Annotated in this window: 18 protein-coding genes; 3 read left to right on the top strand and 15 right to left on the bottom strand. The window is 42.2% G+C overall.

Annotated elements, in window-relative coordinates; translation table 11 throughout:
• Window positions 1-26: 26 nt before the first annotated feature.
• Window positions 27-1,505, top strand: a complete 1,479-nt coding sequence (locus VS868_RS13045) for a helix-turn-helix transcriptional regulator (RefSeq protein WP_266070360.1) — start codon at window positions 27-29, stop codon at window positions 1,503-1,505.
• A 1,092-nt stretch (window positions 1,506-2,597) separates the two neighbouring features.
• Here the strand turns inward: VS868_RS13045 and tnpA are convergent.
• The 10 genes from tnpA to rpmB all read right to left on the bottom strand — a co-directional run bounded on the left by tnpA (window position 2,598) and on the right by rpmB (window position 10,424).
• Window positions 2,598-3,059, bottom strand: a complete 462-nt coding sequence (gene tnpA / locus VS868_RS13040) for an IS200/IS605 family transposase (protein ID WP_266070362.1) — start codon at window positions 3,057-3,059, stop codon at window positions 2,598-2,600.
• 488 nt (window positions 3,060-3,547) lie between these two features.
• The gene (locus tag VS868_RS13035) at window positions 3,548-4,708 is read right to left on the bottom strand and encodes an iron-containing alcohol dehydrogenase (protein WP_345598136.1); all 1,161 of its coding nucleotides are present in this window, start codon (window positions 4,706-4,708) and stop codon (window positions 3,548-3,550) included.
• A 16-nt stretch (window positions 4,709-4,724) separates the two neighbouring features.
• Complete coding sequence (locus VS868_RS13030; RefSeq protein ID WP_345598134.1) at window positions 4,725-5,357, bottom strand: NAD(P)H-dependent oxidoreductase; 633 nt, start codon at window positions 5,355-5,357, stop codon at window positions 4,725-4,727.
• Between the two features lie 76 nt (window positions 5,358-5,433).
• Entirely contained in the window at window positions 5,434-6,057 is a 624-nt protein-coding gene (locus VS868_RS13025; RefSeq protein WP_345598132.1) for a TetR/AcrR family transcriptional regulator, read from the bottom strand.
• 717 nt (window positions 6,058-6,774) lie between these two features.
• Window positions 6,775-7,053, bottom strand: a complete 279-nt coding sequence (locus tag VS868_RS13020) for a hypothetical protein (RefSeq protein ID WP_345598130.1) — start codon at window positions 7,051-7,053, stop codon at window positions 6,775-6,777.
• 1 nt (window position 7,054) lies between these two features.
• Complete coding sequence (locus VS868_RS13015) at window positions 7,055-8,722, bottom strand: amidase family protein (RefSeq protein WP_345598128.1); 1,668 nt, start codon at window positions 8,720-8,722, stop codon at window positions 7,055-7,057.
• A 10-nt stretch (window positions 8,723-8,732) separates the two neighbouring features.
• The gene (gene ftsY, locus VS868_RS13010) at window positions 8,733-9,689 is read right to left on the bottom strand and encodes a signal recognition particle-docking protein FtsY (RefSeq protein WP_345598126.1); all 957 of its coding nucleotides are present in this window, start codon (window positions 9,687-9,689) and stop codon (window positions 8,733-8,735) included.
• Between the two features lie 127 nt (window positions 9,690-9,816).
• Window positions 9,817-9,969, bottom strand: coding sequence for a DUF4295 domain-containing protein (locus tag VS868_RS13005; RefSeq protein ID WP_266068792.1), 153 nt, complete (start codon window positions 9,967-9,969; stop codon window positions 9,817-9,819).
• 7 nt (window positions 9,970-9,976) lie between these two features.
• Entirely contained in the window at window positions 9,977-10,159 is a 183-nt protein-coding gene (gene rpmG, locus VS868_RS13000) for a 50S ribosomal protein L33 (protein ID WP_093113661.1), read from the bottom strand.
• A 25-nt stretch (window positions 10,160-10,184) separates the two neighbouring features.
• Entirely contained in the window at window positions 10,185-10,424 is a 240-nt protein-coding gene (gene rpmB / locus VS868_RS12995; protein ID WP_265163121.1) for a 50S ribosomal protein L28, read from the bottom strand.
• 723 nt (window positions 10,425-11,147) lie between these two features.
• Between rpmB and VS868_RS12990 the strand changes: the two genes are divergently transcribed.
• Window positions 11,148-11,381: a hypothetical protein gene (locus VS868_RS12990; RefSeq protein ID WP_345598118.1), complete on the top strand. Its 234-nt coding sequence runs from the start codon at window positions 11,148-11,150 to the stop codon at window positions 11,379-11,381.
• A complete protein-coding gene (locus VS868_RS12985) occupies window positions 11,365-11,667 on the top strand; it encodes a type II toxin-antitoxin system RelE/ParE family toxin (RefSeq protein ID WP_345598116.1) in 303 nt (100 codons plus the stop codon). The genes VS868_RS12990 and VS868_RS12985 overlap by 17 nt, the downstream gene beginning before the upstream one ends.
• A gap of 1,101 nt (window positions 11,668-12,768) precedes the next feature.
• Here VS868_RS12985 and VS868_RS12980 read toward each other — a convergent pair.
• The 5 genes from VS868_RS12980 to VS868_RS12960 form a co-directional block, all read right to left on the bottom strand.
• Window positions 12,769-14,028, bottom strand: a complete 1,260-nt coding sequence (locus VS868_RS12980; protein WP_345598113.1) for a competence/damage-inducible protein A — start codon at window positions 14,026-14,028, stop codon at window positions 12,769-12,771.
• Window positions 14,028-14,366, bottom strand: a complete 339-nt coding sequence (locus tag VS868_RS12975; protein WP_266068790.1) for an Hpt domain-containing protein — start codon at window positions 14,364-14,366, stop codon at window positions 14,028-14,030. Before VS868_RS12975 ends, VS868_RS12980 begins: the two co-directional genes overlap by 1 nt.
• The gene (locus VS868_RS12970; protein ID WP_266068789.1) at window positions 14,363-14,977 is read right to left on the bottom strand and encodes a fumarylacetoacetate hydrolase family protein; all 615 of its coding nucleotides are present in this window, start codon (window positions 14,975-14,977) and stop codon (window positions 14,363-14,365) included. The genes VS868_RS12975 and VS868_RS12970 overlap by 4 nt, the downstream gene beginning before the upstream one ends.
• Before the next feature lie 12 nt (window positions 14,978-14,989).
• A complete protein-coding gene (locus VS868_RS12965) occupies window positions 14,990-15,769 on the bottom strand; it encodes a 3'-5' exonuclease (protein WP_266068788.1) in 780 nt (259 codons plus the stop codon).
• Between the two features lie 112 nt (window positions 15,770-15,881).
• A complete protein-coding gene (locus tag VS868_RS12960) occupies window positions 15,882-17,198 on the bottom strand; it encodes a dihydrolipoamide acetyltransferase family protein (RefSeq protein ID WP_266068787.1) in 1,317 nt (438 codons plus the stop codon).
• Window positions 17,199-17,578: the final 380 nt, after the last annotated feature.

The following is a 17,578-nucleotide window of genomic DNA, read 5'->3' as shown; positions in this document are numbered from 1 at the left end:
TTCGCAAAAAGGCTTATATTTGATCTATGGAAGAAGACTATATCAAACTCATATTTGGGCTGAAGCTAAAGCAGATAAGGACTGACAAAAATTTGTCTCTATTTGGATTGTCTAAACTTTCGGGATTATCAAAATCATATCTTAACGAAATTGAAAACGGAAAAAAATATCCAAAACCCGATAAAATAGCACTGCTCTCAGATAAGCTGGAAGTTCCATATGACCAAATGGTCTCTTTAAGGCTGGATAAAAATTTAGCACCAATTGGTGAATTACTACAGTCGAAGATTCTAAAAGAAATTCCGCTGGAACTTTTTGGCATTAAAGAAAGTAACCTGATAGATATAGTCGCCAACGCACCTACAAAAGTAACTGCGTTTATAAGTACCATAATTGAAATTGCACATCATTACAGCTTTAGCAAGGAAAGCTTTTTCCTGGCTGCCGTACGTTCATTTCAGGAAGCTAATAATAACTACTTTGATGATTTAGAGCAGCAGGTTCTCAATTTTTCAAAAGCCTATCAGGTAGATCTTACGAGCTCTCTTACTTCAAAAGTTTTAGAAGAGATCCTGACCGAAGAATATGGGTATGTGATTAACGACAACGAATTGAGCAAAAATGAGGCTTTAGGCAATCTACGCTCCGTTTTTGTACCTCAAACCAAAACGCTTTTACTCGCTACCGGGATTGACGAAGCCCAACGCACTTTTATATTCGCCAAAGAAATTGCTTACAACTACCTGGATATAAAAGACAGGCTGCACACTTTTCCGTGGATTAAATTTCAGAGGTTTGATCAGGTACTCAATAACTTTTATGCCTCTTATTTTGCCGGTGCACTCATTATTCCAAAAGATAACCTGACCTCGCAGCTAGAAAGCTTTTTCGAAAAAAAAATATTTGATGAAGCTCACTTCCTGCAAATGCTTGAAGCCCTCAATGCTTCCCCGGAATCTTTTTATCAGCGGTTAACCAACATCCTGCCCAAAGCTTTTAATATAAAAAACTTGTTCTTCCTCAGGTTCACTCATAAACAAGGAACCGAAAAATTTATCTTAAATAAGGAACTCCATTTAACGCATCATCATTCTCCGCGGGCCAATGAGACAAATGAACATTATTGCAGAAGGTGGGTCTCTTTAAAAGGTTTGAAAGAGATAAGTAAAAGCGGAAATGATCATGAATTCGGGGTGCAGATTTCCAATTATCCAAGTCATGGAACCACCTATTTAGTAATCTCATCTGCAACTAAAGATCCTTTTAAAAACAATCAGTATAGAAGTGTAAGTATCGGGTTACTCATTAATAAGCAACTGGAGCGAAAAGTGAACTTTTTAGGAGATAAGGCTATCCCGTGGCGGGAGGTTGGCGTAACCTGTGAACGCTGCGGAATTATAGATTGCAAGGTAAGGCAGGCACCCGCGATTATCCTGGACAGGGAAGCTAAAAACAAAAAAATAGAAAATATAGTTGAGGAATTGAACTTCAGGTTCCAGTCTTGATTGTGCTATAACTAACCCGGATTTATTTTCTTCTTTCACATTATGAACGGTGATGGGTCAACATGCGACCCCTTCGGGGTCGTAATAAATTCCCTAAACATTTGGGCTATAAACATCTGACCCCTTCGGGGTCATTATACCGAATATTAATCCCGAAGTGATTACATGTTTATAACCTCACCCGTAGGAAGACTTTCGACTTTGAAGGGGTCGTACCTTTTATCCCCTGGTTTTTTTGCTAACATCGGATCGTTACATTGGGGACAATATACCAAATTAATTAATCCTGAAGGGATTAAACGTTTATAACCCTCACTCATAGGCAGACCTTCGACCCTGAAGGGGTCGTACCTTTTATCCCCTGGTTTTTTGTCAACATCTGACCCCGTTGCGTTGGGGTCATTTATACCGAATTATTAATAATCCCGAAGATATTACATGTTTATAATCCTCACTCATAGGAGGCTTTCGACCCTGAAGGGGTCGTACCTTTTATCCCCTGGTTTTTTGTCAACATCGGACCCCGTTGGTTTGGGATCATTTATACCGACTATTAATTAATCCCAAAGGGATTACATCTTTATAACCCTCACTCATAGGAAGCCTTAGACCCTGAAGGGGTCGTACTTTTATCCCATGGTTTTTTGTCAACATCGGACCCCATTGCGTTGGGATCATTTATACCGACTATCAATTAATCCCGAAGGGATTACACGTTTATAACCTCAACCGTAGGCAGATCTTCGACCCTGAAGGGGTCGTACCTTTTATCCCCTGGTTTTTTGTCAACATCAGACCATTGCGTTGAGATCATTTATACCGATTATTAATTAATCCCGAAGGGATTACACGTTTATAACCTCAACCGTAAGTTAGCAAACCTTCGACCCTGAAGGGGTCGTACCTTTATCCCATAATTTTTGCCAACATCTGGCCCCGTTGCGTTGGGGTCATTATATCGACTATCTTACATGTTTATAACCTCACCCGTAGGCAGACTTTCGACTTTGAAGGGGTCGTATATGGCCTTTTGGTTAACACTATACTGGTACTCGTGGAATTAGTGTCTTTGTTCTTGCCTGGGTAGCGGACCTACTCGATCCAATCGAAAAGATATTCATCTTTGTGTTCGACCTGATATTTGTCCAGGAAATCTTTGTATTCATGCTTAAAAGTTCGTTTTCGGTGGTGCTCTTTCTGATTATGAATATACCTCACCACATTATCTACTGAAGAATAGGAATACGAAAAGGCTCCGAAGCCTTCCTGCCATTCAAATTTTGATCTGGTGAATCTATTCTTGTTTATAAATTCATTAGATGCCTTCTTGATCTCCCTGACCAAATCAGACAGGCAACAGGAGGGTTTCATGCCTATAAAGATGTGAAGGTGGTCGGGCATTCCGTTTATGGCAAGCAACTTCTGATTCTTGTTGGTAACTATGCCGGTGATGTATTTGTAAAGCTCTTCTTCCCACTGCTCCGAGATCAGGCTTTGTCGGCCTTTTACCGCAAATACGATTTGAATATAGATCTGTGAGAAGGTTCCAGGCATATTTAATTTTTAAATATGATTTTAATTTTAGAGGGGGATTAGAAATGATAGACCAACGTAACCCATTGTTATATAATTTACTACGTAAATTGTAATTCTAAAAATCATTGACTAAAAATCTTATGAATACGGATCTTTTTGATGCGTGGTTGTGCGACCCCTTCGGGGTCGTATCTATTCCTACATTGCAAATGCTATAAACATCTGACGTGCTATAAACATCTGACCCCTTCGGGGTCATTAACAGTTTCATCCCGAAGGGATTATATGTTTATAACAGGAAACGATCATGCGACCCCGAAGGGGTCGTACGGCCAATCATGACAAAAGCCTTCTGTTTGCACAGAAGGCTTTTTATGTAAAGATGTATCACAACCTTTAAGATAGCTGTTGGGAGGTACGTTAGAAGCTTACCTTCCGAAGGGATCTATACCGAACCCTCGGGATGGGTGCCATTTCTTTTGGAAACAGGCTTCCTGTAAAGACTCCTAATAGGCCATTTTTATGATCTCTTCTACATTGGCGGGGGTGAGGGATTGGTGTTCTCCCAGGCCTGTCCAGCCTCTGTCGGTGAATCGTTTGTTGATCTCTTCGGCGGTACCGTGGTAATCTTCGGTATAGGCTGACAATTTGGTGTCGATGCCCATCTGGTTAAAGAATTCTTCGGTCCTGTCTATAGCGGCCGAGGCTTTGTGATCTACAGAACTTTCGGTGATGTTCCAGACCCTTTCGGCATACTGCGCCAGTTTCTCTTTCTTAGTCTCAAAGTTGAACCTGTAATGACTCGGTGCAATTATTGCCAGGGTGCGGGCATGGTCAATCCCATAAAGCGCAGTGAGTTCGTGGCCCATCGCATGCACAGCCCAGTCTGTAGGCACTCCTTTTTGAATGAGTCCGTTGAGGGCCATGGTACAGCTCCACATGAAATTTGACGCCGCAGTATAATCTGAAGGATCGTTCAAAACCTGTGGCCCAACCTCAATAAGCGTCTGCATAATGCTTTCAGCAAACCTGTCCTGCAAAAATGCGCCGCTGGGATAGGTCATGTATTGTTCGAGCACGTGGGTAAACGCATCGGTGATGCCATTAACGAGTTGCCGCGATGGGATAGACTTTATTACTTCCGGATCGAGAATAGAGAACACCGGAAACAATCCCGGGCCACCCATACCCAGCTTCTCTTTGGTTTCCTCGCGGGTAATTACGGCACCCGAATTCATTTCTGAACCCGTGGCAGGCAACGTAAGCACCGTACCAAAAGGCATTGCTTTTGTAGTTGGCACTTTCTGCGTTAGGATTTCCCATGGTTCTTCTCCTTCATACAAAGCTGCAGAGGCCAAAAATTTTGTTCCGTCTATGACCGATCCTCCTCCCACTGCCAGCAGGAACGTGATATTCTCTTCCTTGATCACCTTCAGGGCTTTCATCAAAACCTCGTATTCGGGGTTGGCAGGAATACCACCAAACTCGACTACTTCAAAGCCCGAAATTGCTTCCTTTACCTGCTCGTAAATTCCGTTGCGCTTAATACTTCCGCCGCCATAAAGCATGAGGATTTTGGCATTTTCGGGAAGTTCTTCCTTCAGTTTTGCTATCTGCCCTTTTCCGAAGATAATTTTCGTAGGGTTCTTAAAATCAAAATTTCTCATAAATAGTTTTTCAGGATTAGTCAAGAACTGTGATCAAATCTTCTTTGGGTTTGCGCACCTTTACCAAACCGGCAAGCCAGTCATTATCGGTGTCGCGATAGCCAAGCGGCAGGATCACACAGCTCTTAAGCCCTTTTTCGCGCAGGTTGAGGATCTCATCAAGAGCGGCCTCATCAAAACCTTCCATTGGTGTGCTGTCTACCCCTTCAAAAGCAGCGGCAGTAATAGCCTGTGAAAAGGCGATGTATGCCTGGCGGGCAGCGTGATTAAAGTTTTCGGCAGCTTCCCGTTGCGGATAATGGCCAAGCAACTTCTGACGATAATTCTCAAAACCTTCATTTTTGAAGCCACGTACCTCGTTGGTATGGTCAAAAACCTTGTTGATACGGTCTTCGGTATAGGTATCCCAGGCCGCAAAAACGAGCAGATGTGAACAATCGGTCACTACCGACTGGTCCCAGGCGATAGCCCTTATCTTTTTCTTCAGCTCGGGATTTGTGATCACCAGGATCTCGAAAGGCTGCAACCCGCTGGAAGTTGGGGCCAGCGAAGCCGCTTCTAAAATAGCATCGATCTTTTCCTGTGGCACTTTCTCGCCGTTCATTGCTTTGGTGGCGTAGCGCCAGTTGAGTTTATCTAATAATTCCATAGTTTTGATTATATATTAATGAATGTTCATTCTTTTTTTGTCGGAAAAAATTTTCCTGCTTCTTGCTTCTGAAAAATTAAAGTTTAATAGCGTCCCAGGCTGCGGAATAAGCTCTTTCAAGCGCCGGCTTATCTACTTTGCACCAGCCTTTCATTTCGGTGTTGAGCAGAAAGCTGATAGGATAAACGGTAAAAGCATATAAAATAAAAGGCGAATAAGGTTTCACAAGGCCTTCCTCTTTACCACGCTCCCACAGCGCAATAAGCGGTTGCAGGTGCTTAAGGCCTTCCTGCCTGCTCTCTTCATCTATCATGGGCGTGTTATCGCATTGGGAAAGGAACATGGCATGGTCAACCTCTTTTAGTTTAAAAGTGGCAATATTCATCCAGATCTTTTTAAACCCCTCTTCTACCCCCATATTGGGTTCATAATCTTTAAAAGCGCAATTGCTGAAAGAACTTTTCACCTCTATATATGCCTGATTTGCCAAATCCTGCTTATTCTTAAAATACAGGTAAATGGTGGCCGGGGAAACATTGGCCATTTTGGCAATTTTAGACATGGGAGTTGCGTGGAAACCGTTATTGTTTACCAGGCATATTGTTGCTTTTAGCAAAGCATCGCGCTTTATCTGACTTTTTGAAACTGCTTTCATCACTTTATTGAAGTGCAAATATACAAAAAAAGAATGAACGTTCATTTTTTAATAATTTAATCTGAATCTCTGCTTTAATACTGCGGAAGAATTGAAGAAAACGGAGATTTAAATCTCTTCTGAAGCAGTTAAGAGGAGAATTCAATTTCAGCGGAAGTAGATATTAATTTACCAATTACTGAAGCATCTCAACTGCCCCGGAAATAAGAGGTGTCAAAAATGGCATTTTTGGGACCCTATCTTGAATATTACCCCAATGAGTGGTAACAATTTACACAACAACAACCACTTATTATCCACCGTCTATAAGGGATAATCATAAACCTGCTGCTCCTTTAGTAAAGCTATTAAATTTTTGTTAAAGAAGCTTACGGGAATCCGTAAAAACAGTGCTCATTATCAACCGATTTGGGAAGAAAGCTGATAAGTTCTTTCCAAAAATGGAATTTTTGAGAGGTATTTCCGGGTAAGGTGGAAATTTCAGCCTTTCCTCCTCAACTTCAGGGAATTCATAATTTCTTCTTAAAAAGAATGTCGGGCCCCGTTATGAAGAGCTTTCGGAAGACAGGAAGATTTCAGCAAAAGCAATAAGCAAGATTAAGGAGAGAAAGCATCAGCTTCACTTCCGGTAGATGGGAATACTTCAGCAGGGATTGACACCAATAAAAAAGCATGAGACTTCCGCAGAAATGCTAGCTTCAGGAATTATTAAGGTATCAAAAATGGCATTTCAGAAGAGGATTTTTCCGAAGTAATAAAAATCTAATTCACTATTTGCTGCTGCACCCATACGCTGAAAGAGGTTTCGTAAGCCCGGATGATGATGATCACTGCTGCGCCTATACCTACCAGCCACCACGAATAGTTATTGCGTTTGATTTGCAGCCCGGCAATGGCACCAAAAATGAGAAACGGAAGCATTAAAAGCAGGTTGGGCACGAGCCAGGAGCCGCCAAAAATGATGACTGCTTTCATGACTATAAAAAAGATGCTGTAGATGAGGATGATCTTGGTGAGGATCTCCAGGTTGCGTTGTGACATATTACCTGTAATTCTTTGGGGGCTTTCGGGCATAGCTGAGCTGCTCAAAAGCATAACCCATGTTTAAAAGCTTTTGTTCTTCAAAAGGCCTGGCGATAAGCGTAATGCTCTTAGGCTCTCCCGAGGCCTCAAACCCCGCAGGAATGGCCAGCGCCGGATATTTAGCCACGGCTGCATGGGCCGCGTGATAATTGTTTATTGACGCCACGGCATCAAGATTGTGCTTTTGCATGGGCACATCAAAAAAGCTTCTTCCTTTATCGCGCAGCTGTGCAGAGATATTTTTAAGACTGGCAGCGCTGGTAGTATCGGCCACAATAGCCTCAAAAAGCTGCTGCCCGTAAGGCGCCCTTAGCAGGCTGTCTTCTTTATTATAGGCCACGATCTCATCTACACTCCTAAATTGCACCTGTTCTCCCGCAGCGGTACTTAAATAGGCAGAAAGATCTTTCTTCATATCGGCGTTTAGCAGGGTGAGGAAGTTATCGAGCGGCACTTCTTCGGCTTCAAATTCCACTATCACAGCCCCGCCTTCTTTCATGGCTTGCACGGCCTTGTTGTAAATGGAATCCTGCATCAGGGATCTCATCACGCCAATCCTTTTTCCGTTTAAAGCATCGCGGGAAAGACTCTGTGCGTAATCTTCATTTGCCGCGACTGATGCTGCGTCTTTTGGATCTTTTCCGGTAAGGGCATTGAGCAAAATGGCATTGTCTATAACATATTTTGTCATGGGGCCGGGCGTATCGAGCGTTTCCGAAATTGGAATAATACCACTGCGGCTCAGTAACCCGACGGTCGGTTTTAAACCTACCACCGAATTCTTGGACGCGGGAGACAGGATAGAACCTGCAGTTTCGGTACCCACGGCAGCCACAGCATAATTTGCGGCAACGGCAACACCACTTCCGGAGCTGGAGCCGCCGGTTTCAAATTGTTTCCTTCCGTAGGGATTCAGAGTTTGTCCACCCACAGCACTATAACCCAAAGGGCAGCCATCACAAAAATAATAAGCCCATTCACTGAGGTTTGCCTTTCCTAAAATGAGCGCATTATGCTGCTCTAAACGATCTATAATAAAGGCATTTTTGGCAGGTATATTTTCGGCCAGGGCAATGGCTCCGCCGGTAGTCGCGAGATTGGCGGTGTTGATATTGTCTTTTATAAGCACGGGCATGCCATAAATGGAGTTCTCACTGCCGGGCGGAATGTCTCTTTTATCGAGTTCCCTCGCCTGGTTAACTACATTTGGATTCAAAGCGATCACCGCATTTAAGGAAAGATCATTATTGCTCTCCAGTTCCCTGATGCGGTAAATGTAGAACAGCGTAAGATCCTCATAGCTAAGGCGGCCATCCTTTACCGCGCTTTGCAGCTCGGGGATGCTTCTTTCGAAAATAAGCTGCTTTAAAGATTCGTACTTCCTGGCTGAGAAACCGGCAAGATCTTTCTCAAAAGGCTTCCAGATATCATTCTTGTCCAGGTATTTTGAATTGATGAGCTTAAACCTCATTCTTTCTATCTCATGAGAGGCCTGCTCTTCAAGCCGGGCAGTCTCATCTATCGGCTGCCACACCACAGGTTGTTTAACCGCGGTGTCTTCGGACTTTTTTACGCCACATGACAAAAGAGTCAGCGGGAGCAAACAAAGAAAGAGGATCTGCTTCATAAGCGCAGTTTTATTTTTTAAAGAAAGAATCTACAAACTCAAATTTATTGAAAACCTGCAGGTCTTCTATGCCCTCTCCCACCCCGATATACTTCACCGGAATTTGAAACTGGTCGCTAATACCTATCACCACACCACCTTTTGCGGTACCGTCAAGTTTGGTTACCGCCAGCGAGGTCACTTCGGTAGCTGCAGTAAATTGTTTGGCCTGCTCAAAGGCGTTTTGCCCGGTAGAGCCATCGAGTACCAACAGCACTTCATGCGGTGCATTGTCTACCACCTTTTGCATTACCCTTTTCACCTTTGTGAGTTCGTTCATGAGGTTTACCTTATTGTGAAGACGGCCTGCAGTATCAATGATCACCACATCGGCCTGTTGTTTTACGGCGCTCTGCACCGAATCGAACGCCACCGAAGCCGGGTCACTGCCCATACTTTGCTTTACAATAGGCACCCCTACCCTGTCGGCCCACACCTGTAACTGGTCTATAGCGGCAGCACGGAAGGTATCGGCTGCACCAAGCACCACTTTTTTTCCTTCTTTTTGAAACTGGTAGGCAAGTTTCCCGATAGTGGTAGTCTTACCCACGCCATTGACGCCAACCACCATGATCACATAAGGTTTGGTATTGGCAGGTACGTGAAAGTTGGTAGCTTCTCCCGAATTGGTTTCAGATAATAGCGCTGCGATCTCTTCCCGTAGTATCCTGTTAAGCTCTTCGGTACCCAGAAACCTGTCACGGGCCACTCTTTCTTCTATACGCTTAATGATCTTTACGGTAGTACCTACCCCAACGTCACTGCTCACCAATACATCTTCGAGGTCATCGAGTACCTCGTCATCAACTTTAGATTTACCGGCCACAGCTTTACCCAGCTTGGAAAAGAAATCATTTTTTGATTTTTCGAGTCCTTTATCAAGGGTTTCTTTCTTCTCCCGGGAGAACATTTTCTTAAATAAACTCATTGTATGGTCTAATCTTTATTTGAACAATTGGCTCTACTTATAAAAAGGTAGCCGTGGTAAATATACACAAAAACAAAAAGCCGTCCCGATAGCTACCGGGACGGCTTTTGTATATTTTGAAAATAACTTATTTCTTGTTCAGGAAGTCATTTACCATTTCAGGAGCCATAATAGCTTCCACAAATGTATAGGAACCGCTCTTTGGAGACTTTACCATTTTAATGGCTTTAGTTAATCTCTTTGAACCCGTTTGTAATGTTGCTACTGATTTCTTTGCCATGACTTACTTATTTTATTTCTTTATGAACCGTCATCTTCTTTAGGATAGGGTTGAATTTCTTCAACTCCATTCTATCTGGCGTGTTCTTTTTATTTTTTGTTGTAATATATCTTGAGGTTCCTGGTTTTCCAGAAGCTTTATGCTCTGTACACTCTAATATAACCTGAACTCTGTTACCTTTCTTTGCCATTTTACTGCGTCTTAAATGTTAAGGATTACTTGTTTAAAAAACCCTTTTCCCTTGCTTCTTTGATTACAGCCGAAATTCCCTTCTTATTAATATTTTTAATAGCAGAAGTAGACACCTTTAAAGTGATCCATTTATCTTCTTCAGGGATAAAAAAACGTTTTTTAACCAAATTGGCGTCAAATTTACGTTTTGTCTTGTTCATCGCGTGGGAAACATTGTTTCCTACCATTGCTTTCTTACCTGTAAGTTCACAAACTCTTGACATTGCTCTATACTTTAACTCGTTATTTCAAAACAGGCTGCAAATTAACGATTTTTTTACCTAATAGCCAATAGCAGATAAAAATATTTTTTCTGAAGTTTCATTTTTACGTCAACTCCCGAAATATCTGTCAAAAATGCCATTTTTAGAACTTCTGTCAAAGATCTGTTTTACTTTCTTCGGAAGACCTCCTGCTGAAGACCTCCTGCTGAAGACCTCCTGCTGAAGAACTCCCTAAGCCAGAAATTTACCTCCAAACTTATTGAAAATGATCTTTCCCCGACGCGGACGGCGCGGATTTGTAATCCGTGCCGAATTCTTGCATCTGTGACAGCTCATTTAATTAACAATGAGCAGGAAGGGTGGGGTCGGAAATGGTGCGAAGGGTATAGAATGTAGTCACAGCACCTATATTTCGTCCCTAACGGGACGATGCTTCCATTCTACTTTCTTTTTACCCATATGTTGTCCCTAGCGGGACATTTTGTTTTGCACAGAATTAAGATAGGAACTCGCAGAGTAAAAGAAATCATCTGTGCATCTGTGGCAATTTTTCAATTATCAATCAGCAATAAAGAGAAAAAGCATTGGGACAGAGTGAAAAGGAAACTGATAAAAACTATTCGTGTATTAGTGGTCAAAAAATAAGAACATCGGTGGCTATTAAAATGATAAACAAGAACCTGCACCAGAACTTCATTAATCTAAAAGTTGTAAATTTGGAATATGGATGCAGAAATTCAAAATAAAAAAATAGAACTTATCCAATGGCTGTCTACTTTAGATGATGAATTGATCATTGAAAAAATCATGAAGCTGAGAAAAAAGGAAAAAACAGACTGGTGGAATGAAGTTTCTAAAGAAGAAAAAGCATCTGTTCAAAAAGGAATAGAAGATGCTGATTCGGGAAACTTAGAATCTCAATCGGAAGCAAGAAAGTTATATGAAAAGTGGCTATAGCATTCAATGGACCAGCCATGCCCTTTCTGAATTAGCAGAGACTATTGATTATCTTCAAAAAAACTGGACAGATAGAGAATTAAAAAGCTTTTCCCAGGAACTGGACAATACACTCCAACTAATTTCTAAAAACCCCGAACTCTTTCCGGCTTCTAAATCCAGGAAAAGTATACGAAGAGTAGTTGTTGCTAAATACAATAGTCTATACTACCGCATAAATAAAGACTCCGTTGAAATTCTATCTTTCTTCTCCAATCGGCAGGATCCCGGTAAAATAAAGATCTGAGATTTTTTTAGAAAGTCACAGCACCTATATTTTGTCCCTCACGGGACGATTAGCTCTTTCCACTTTCTTTTTACCCATATTTTGTCCCTAACGGGACATTTTGTTGTGTATAAAATTAAGATGGGAACTCGCAAAGTAAAAGAAAAATATTTGTGTATTCGTGGCAGCTTTAGAATTACGATGGCGCGGATTTGTAATCCGTGACGAGCAAATGTGACAAAAAAATCTTAGAGCACTAAAAAATATAATTTCATTAAAAAACCTACAAGGTCAAAAAAGACCTTGCAGGTTAGCATCATTTTTAATTCAGAAAAAAAGAAATATTCGTGTATTCGTGGCAGCTTTAGAATTACGATGGCGCGGATTTGTAATCCGTGCTGATAAAAATTATTGCATCTGTGACAGCTCATTTAATTAACAATGAACAGGAAGGGTTGGGTCGGAAATGGTGCGCAGCGCGCTGGATGTAGTTACAGCTTCTATATTTCGTCCCTAACGGGACAATGCTTCCATTCTACTTTCTTTTTACCCATATGTTGTCCCTAGCGGGACATTTTGTTGTGTACAAAATTAAGATGGGAATTCGCAGAGTAAAAGAAATCATCTGTGCATCTGTGGCAATTTTTCAATTATCAATGAGCAATTTAGCAGGAAGAGGATAGAAAATTAAGAGAAAATATTCGTATTCGTGGCAGCTTTAGAATCACGATGGCGCGGATTTGTAATCCGTGACGAGCAACTGTGACAAAAAAATCTTAGAGCACTAAAAGATATAATTTCTTAAAAAACCCTACAAGGTCAAAAAAGACCTTGCAGGTTAGCATCATTTTTAATCCAGAAGAAAAAGAAACTATTCGTGTATTCGTGGCAGCTTTAGAATCACGATGGCGCGGATTTGCAATCCGTGACGAATTTAAATCAACTGTGATCAAAATAGTCTAGAAAGTTTAAGGAGCTAACTACTGAAAAAACCTACAAGGTCAAAAAAGACTTTGCAGGTTAGCATCGTTTTTTTATCCAGAAAAAGAAACTATTTGTGTATTCGTGACCAAAAAAAGACCATCTGCGGTTTTCTAAACCCGTACTTCGTAAATCAACATTCTAATTTCTAACTTCTCCAGTAATTTCCTTCAGGATCATTTCATACGCCTTTTGCACGGTTTGCTTTACCACCTGATCTCTACTGTTCCCGAAAATGAACTTTTTGGAATACACTTTTTCGGGGGTTGCGAGACCTATATAAACAGTACCCACTTCGGCATCACTGTCTCCTTTGGTAGGTCCGGCATTTCCGGTGGTAGAAATGGCGTAATCGGTCTTGAACATCTTTTTGGCGTTCCTGGCCATAGCCTCAGCCACCTCGGCACTCACCACGCTATATTTCTCGATAAGTTCCCCGCGGACGTGTAGCACCTCACTCTTTGCCTGTGTAGCATAAGAGACTATACCGCCTTTAAAACAGGACGACGCGCCGGGATGGGTGGTGAATTCGGCTGCAAGGGCACCCCCTGTACAACTTTCGGCTGCCGACAGGAATTTCTTTTTATCAGTAAGCAGTTTACTTATTTGAACCGCGATCTTTTCATCCTCTTCCTGCTCGTCGGCAATAATATCGCCCAGCAGCTCATAAAGGCCTTCCACTTCTTTTTCTACGGAATGGATCAGCTCTTCTTCATGATCTCCCTTGCCTGAAAGCCTGAGCCGCACACTGCCAAGATCGGGCAGGTAAGCCAGCTTGATATGCTTTGGTAGGCGATCTTCCCAGGCTGCAAGTTTATTTGCTATAGCGCTTTCGCCCTCTCCCCTGGTAAGTATGGTTTTGTGATAAATAAAAGGACGGTGAAATTTTTCTCTTAAGCGCGGAATCACCTCAACCTCCATAAGGTTTTTCATCTCGTAGGGCACCCCGGGAAGAGAGATATAGACTATTTTATCCTTTTCCATCCACATGCCTGCTGCCGTGCCGTACTTGTTGTGCAGGGCAATACTTTTGGAAGGCAGTAATGCCTGCTCCCGGTTAAGATCGGAAATAGGAGTTTTCTTGTACTTTGAAAAAAGTTCTTCGATATGGGCAAGTACTTTTTCATTGAGTACCAGCTCATCATCAAAATAATTTGCAAAAGTGTACTTGGTAACATCATCTTTGGTAGGCCCCAGCCCACCGGTAAGGATCACCACATTTGCCCTTTTTGAAGCATCTTGCAGGGCAGCAAGTATATGCTCCTGCTCATCCTGCACAGAGGTGATCTGGCACACCGAAATCCCGATAAGATTGAGTTCCCGGGCTATAAAAGCGGAATTGGAATCCACAATTTGCCCAATAAGGATCTCATCTCCTATAGTGATAATCTCTGCAGTCATTAAAAATCAAAATCTTCCTTGAGTTCTGCTTCGGCTTTTTTGTATTTGGCTGTGATGATACGGGCAGCCTCATGCACCTCCTCCTTGTTCTCACCGGCTTTTGCCCAGCTCTCCAAAATCTTGATCTGCGGCATTAAGCCAAGCCCGAACATCTGGAAGTTTGGTTTCATCTTGTGTGCGTACTGATAAGCCTGCTGCGGATTATCTTGCGTCACCGCCTGATTCATCCCTTCAAGATCTGGCGGAATTTCTTCCAGAAAAGTCTGCACAACCACCTTGACGAAATCCTGGTCGCCATCGGCCATTTCTTCTACACTCTCTAAATTGTAGTTCCTCATTTTACCTGTATTGAGAATATTTGTTGGTCTTCAATAAATCCGCTCAACTCATCATTAATTTCTACCCGTCCTACCCCTGCAGGAGTTCCGGTAAAGATCACATCGCCTATCTTGAGCGTAAAATACTGTGAAATATATTCAATTATTTCGTCAATTTTCCACAACATATGGGAAGTTCTTCCCTGTTGTACGATTTCGCCGTTTTTCTGAAGCCCAAAACCTACATCATCAATATTCTCAAAATGGGACTTCGGAATCCATTTCTCCCCTATAACTGCCGATCCGTCAAAGCCTTTGGCCTTTTCCCACGGCAATCCTTTTTCCTTTAATTTCTTCTGAAGATCTCTGGCTGTAAAATCTATACCCAGCCCAACTTCATCATAATATTTGTGGGCAAATTTCTTCTGAATATGCTTTCCGATCTTATTTATTCTCACCAGCAGCTCCACTTCGTAATGGATATCATCTGAAAACGGCGGAATAAAAAATGGCTGCTTTTTAAGAAGCACAGCCGAATCGGGTTTTAGAAAGATTACCGGTTCAGTAGGCCTTTCATTCTGAAGTTCGGCAATATGATCGGTATAATTTCGGCCTATACAGATGATCTTCATAAGACTAAAGAATTACTTAAGCTTGGTATTTAGTTTTCGCAATTTGATTGCAGTAAGTACTTTCTTGGTGTACAACGGGAAATCGGCATTTTGAAACCACCCGAAATAGCCCGGTTCCTGGTCAAGAATATCTTCAACAGACTTTCCTTTGTGCTTTCCGAAGCTAAACACCTCGCGGCCTTTCTTGTCAAAAACAATGAGGCCGGCAATATCTGCACACTCTTTTCTGGAGGTGAACGATGAAAGCCACTTTACATCATTCTGCAATTCATCCTCATATTTATCAAGCTGAGATTTAAGGACTTCATAGGTCGCCATGGTATCAACTTCGGCCCCGTGAGCGCCTTCAAGCTCTTTTCCGCAGTAAAATTTATAGGCAGCAGAGAGGGTGCGTTGTTCCATTTTATGAAAGATGGTCTGCACGTCTACAGAAAGGGCGTTCTTCATATCAAAATCAACCCCGGCGCGCAGCATTTCTTCAGCCAAAAGCGGGATATCGTAACGGTTTGAGTTGTAACCTGCAAGGTCACAGCCTTTAATCATCTCATAAACAACGGGGGCAAGTTCTTTAAAAGTCGGCTCGTTGGCCACTTTCTCATTAGTAATACCGTGCACGGCCACCACATCTTTTGAGATTGGTACAGTGGGGTTTACCAGCCAGGTTTTGCTTTCGCGGTTTCCGTTTGGAAAGATCTTTAAAATTGAAATTTCCACAATCCTGTCTTTGGCAACATTGGTACCCGTGGCTTCAAGATCAAAAAAACACAGAGGCTTATTCAGCTTCAACTCCATAGTTTGTAGTTTTGGTAAAGATAATATTTCCCGAAACTTTAGCGGGAAACAATAAAAAAAAGAAAGCCACAACCCGAAAGGCTATGGCTTTTTATCATTTTAGACACCTGTGTTACAGGTCTCTGTTCTTGTCAAATTTTTCAAGGTACTGGGCCACTCTTTGTACAAACTGGCCACCCAAAGCCCCGTTCACCACGCGGTGGTCGTAACTGTGTGAAAGGAACATCTTGTAACGAATCCCAATAAAATCTCCTTCGGGGGTTTCTATCACTGCCGGTACTTTTCTAATAGCCCCCAGTGCGAGGATAGCCACCTGCGGCTGATTAATAATTGGAGTACCCATTACACTTCCAAAGGTACCCACGTTTGTTACGGTATAAGTACCTCCCTGGATATCATCTGGCTTCAGTTTGTTAAGACGGGCACGGTTAGCAAGGTCATTTACGGTCCTGGCCATTCCCACCAGGTTAAGCTGATCGGCATTTTTGATCACCGGCACAATCAGGTTACCATCGGGAAGTGCTGCTGCCATCCCCAGGTTGATATTTTTGCGTTTAATGATCTTGTCTCCGTCAACAGATATATTGATCAACGGGAAATCCTTAATCGCTTTGGCTACGGCTTCCATAAAAATTGGGGTAAAGGTGAGTTTCTCGCCTTCCCTCTTTTCAAAAGCATCTTTATTTTTCTTTCTCCAGTTCCAGATGTTGGTCACATCTACCTCAATAAAAGACTGCACGTGAGCAGAAGTCTGCACACTTTCTACCATGTGGTGCGCAATCATTTTACCCATACGTGACATCTCGATGATCTCGTCTTCACCATTCACGCTCACCGGAGTTTTGGCCGGTTGCGGCGCAGCTGCCTGCTGTGGTTTTTGCTGCCCTTGCTGCGGTTGTGCAGCGGGTTGGGAAGAACGATTTTCAAGGTAGTCTAAAATGTCATTTTTAGTGACCCTTCCTTCTTTACCGCTTCCTGGAATTTTTTCCAGTTCGTCAAAAGAGATCCCTTCTTCTTTCGCAATATTCTTTACCAGCGGAGAGTAGAACCTGTTACTATCGGCATAATCTGAAGTAGTAATATTTTTTGCCTCTTCCACTCTGCCTTCGGCTTCGGCAACGGCTTCTTCAATCTCGGGTGAAGGCACTTCCTGGTCAGCCACCGGGGTGGTCTCTGCCGCTTCTTCTCCTTCAGTCTCAATAATAGCAATGGTTTGCCCTACCTGTACCACATCATCTTCGTTGAATAACTTTTCAACCAACACGCCGTCTACTTCACTCGGCACCTCACTATCAACCTTATCTGTGGCAATTTCCAGAACCGCCTCATCGGCTTCAATGGTCTCTCCAACTTCTTTTAACCAATTCGTAATGGTTGCTTCCGCAACACTCTCCCCCATCTTGGGTAATTTTAGTTCAAATTTTGCCATATTCTTATCTCGAAGATATTTTACTTAAAATTGACTGCGAAATTACTAAAAATTTACCTCAATTAATAATAATTATTCAGCAGCGAGAATTTACAGGCTTCTTTTTGCTTCTGAAAAATGGCCTGTTTCCTCAGTAAAATTACAATTTTCACTACTTAGTTTCGAAAAAGATACGCTTGTTTTTTAAAGTAGTCTAAACCGGAAGTTTCAGAAGTAAGAAAAAATCTGCCAGGCTGAAGGTTCCAAAAATGGCAAAATCAAACCTCTTTTTTGAAAGAAAATCCGCACAGAGTAAGACATAAGCCACGCTACCTTCACTTTTTATTGGGTACATTTTAGGTTTTTCTTATTAACTTCTTCCCTTTCAAATCTCTACTTTA

The organism is Salinimicrobium sp. 3283s (assembly GCF_039602225.1).
GTDB lineage: Bacteria > Bacteroidota > Bacteroidia > Flavobacteriales > Flavobacteriaceae > Salinimicrobium > Salinimicrobium profundisediminis.
Note: the sequence above shows the minus strand (reverse complement) of the source record. Positions and strands in the feature narration are given on the sequence as shown.

Bases quoted from the DNA above. Each gene is read 5' to 3' on its own strand.
- VS868_RS13045 (WP_266070360.1), top strand. From the start codon at position 27: ATGGAAGAAGACTATATCAAACTCATATTTGGGCTGAAGCTAAAGCAG.
- tnpA (WP_266070362.1), bottom strand. From the start codon at position 3,059: ATGCCTGGAACCTTCTCACAGATCTATATTCAAATCGTATTTGCGGTA.
- VS868_RS13035 (WP_345598136.1), bottom strand. From the start codon at position 4,708: ATGAGAAATTTTGATTTTAAGAACCCTACGAAAATTATCTTCGGAAAA.
- VS868_RS13030 (WP_345598134.1), bottom strand. From the start codon at position 5,357: ATGGAATTATTAGATAAACTCAACTGGCGCTACGCCACCAAAGCAATG.
- VS868_RS13025 (WP_345598132.1), bottom strand. From the start codon at position 6,057: ATGAACGTTCATTCTTTTTTTGTATATTTGCACTTCAATAAAGTGATG.
- VS868_RS13020 (WP_345598130.1), bottom strand. From the start codon at position 7,053: ATGTCACAACGCAACCTGGAGATCCTCACCAAGATCATCCTCATCTAC.
- VS868_RS13015 (WP_345598128.1), bottom strand. From the start codon at position 8,722: ATGAAGCAGATCCTCTTTCTTTGTTTGCTCCCGCTGACTCTTTTGTCA.
- ftsY (WP_345598126.1), bottom strand. From the start codon at position 9,689: ATGAGTTTATTTAAGAAAATGTTCTCCCGGGAGAAGAAAGAAACCCTT.
- VS868_RS13005 (WP_266068792.1), bottom strand. From the start codon at position 9,969: ATGGCAAAGAAATCAGTAGCAACATTACAAACGGGTTCAAAGAGATTA.
- rpmG (WP_093113661.1), bottom strand. From the start codon at position 10,159: ATGGCAAAGAAAGGTAACAGAGTTCAGGTTATATTAGAGTGTACAGAG.
- rpmB (WP_265163121.1), bottom strand. From the start codon at position 10,424: ATGTCAAGAGTTTGTGAACTTACAGGTAAGAAAGCAATGGTAGGAAAC.
- VS868_RS12990 (WP_345598118.1), top strand. From the start codon at position 11,148: ATGGATGCAGAAATTCAAAATAAAAAAATAGAACTTATCCAATGGCTG.
- VS868_RS12985 (WP_345598116.1), top strand. From the start codon at position 11,365: ATGAAAAGTGGCTATAGCATTCAATGGACCAGCCATGCCCTTTCTGAA.
- VS868_RS12980 (WP_345598113.1), bottom strand. From the start codon at position 14,028: ATGACTGCAGAGATTATCACTATAGGAGATGAGATCCTTATTGGGCAA.
- VS868_RS12975 (WP_266068790.1), bottom strand. From the start codon at position 14,366: ATGAGGAACTACAATTTAGAGAGTGTAGAAGAAATGGCCGATGGCGAC.
- VS868_RS12970 (WP_266068789.1), bottom strand. From the start codon at position 14,977: ATGAAGATCATCTGTATAGGCCGAAATTATACCGATCATATTGCCGAA.
- VS868_RS12965 (WP_266068788.1), bottom strand. From the start codon at position 15,769: ATGGAGTTGAAGCTGAATAAGCCTCTGTGTTTTTTTGATCTTGAAGCC.
- VS868_RS12960 (WP_266068787.1), bottom strand. From the start codon at position 17,198: ATGGCAAAATTTGAACTAAAATTACCCAAGATGGGGGAGAGTGTTGCG.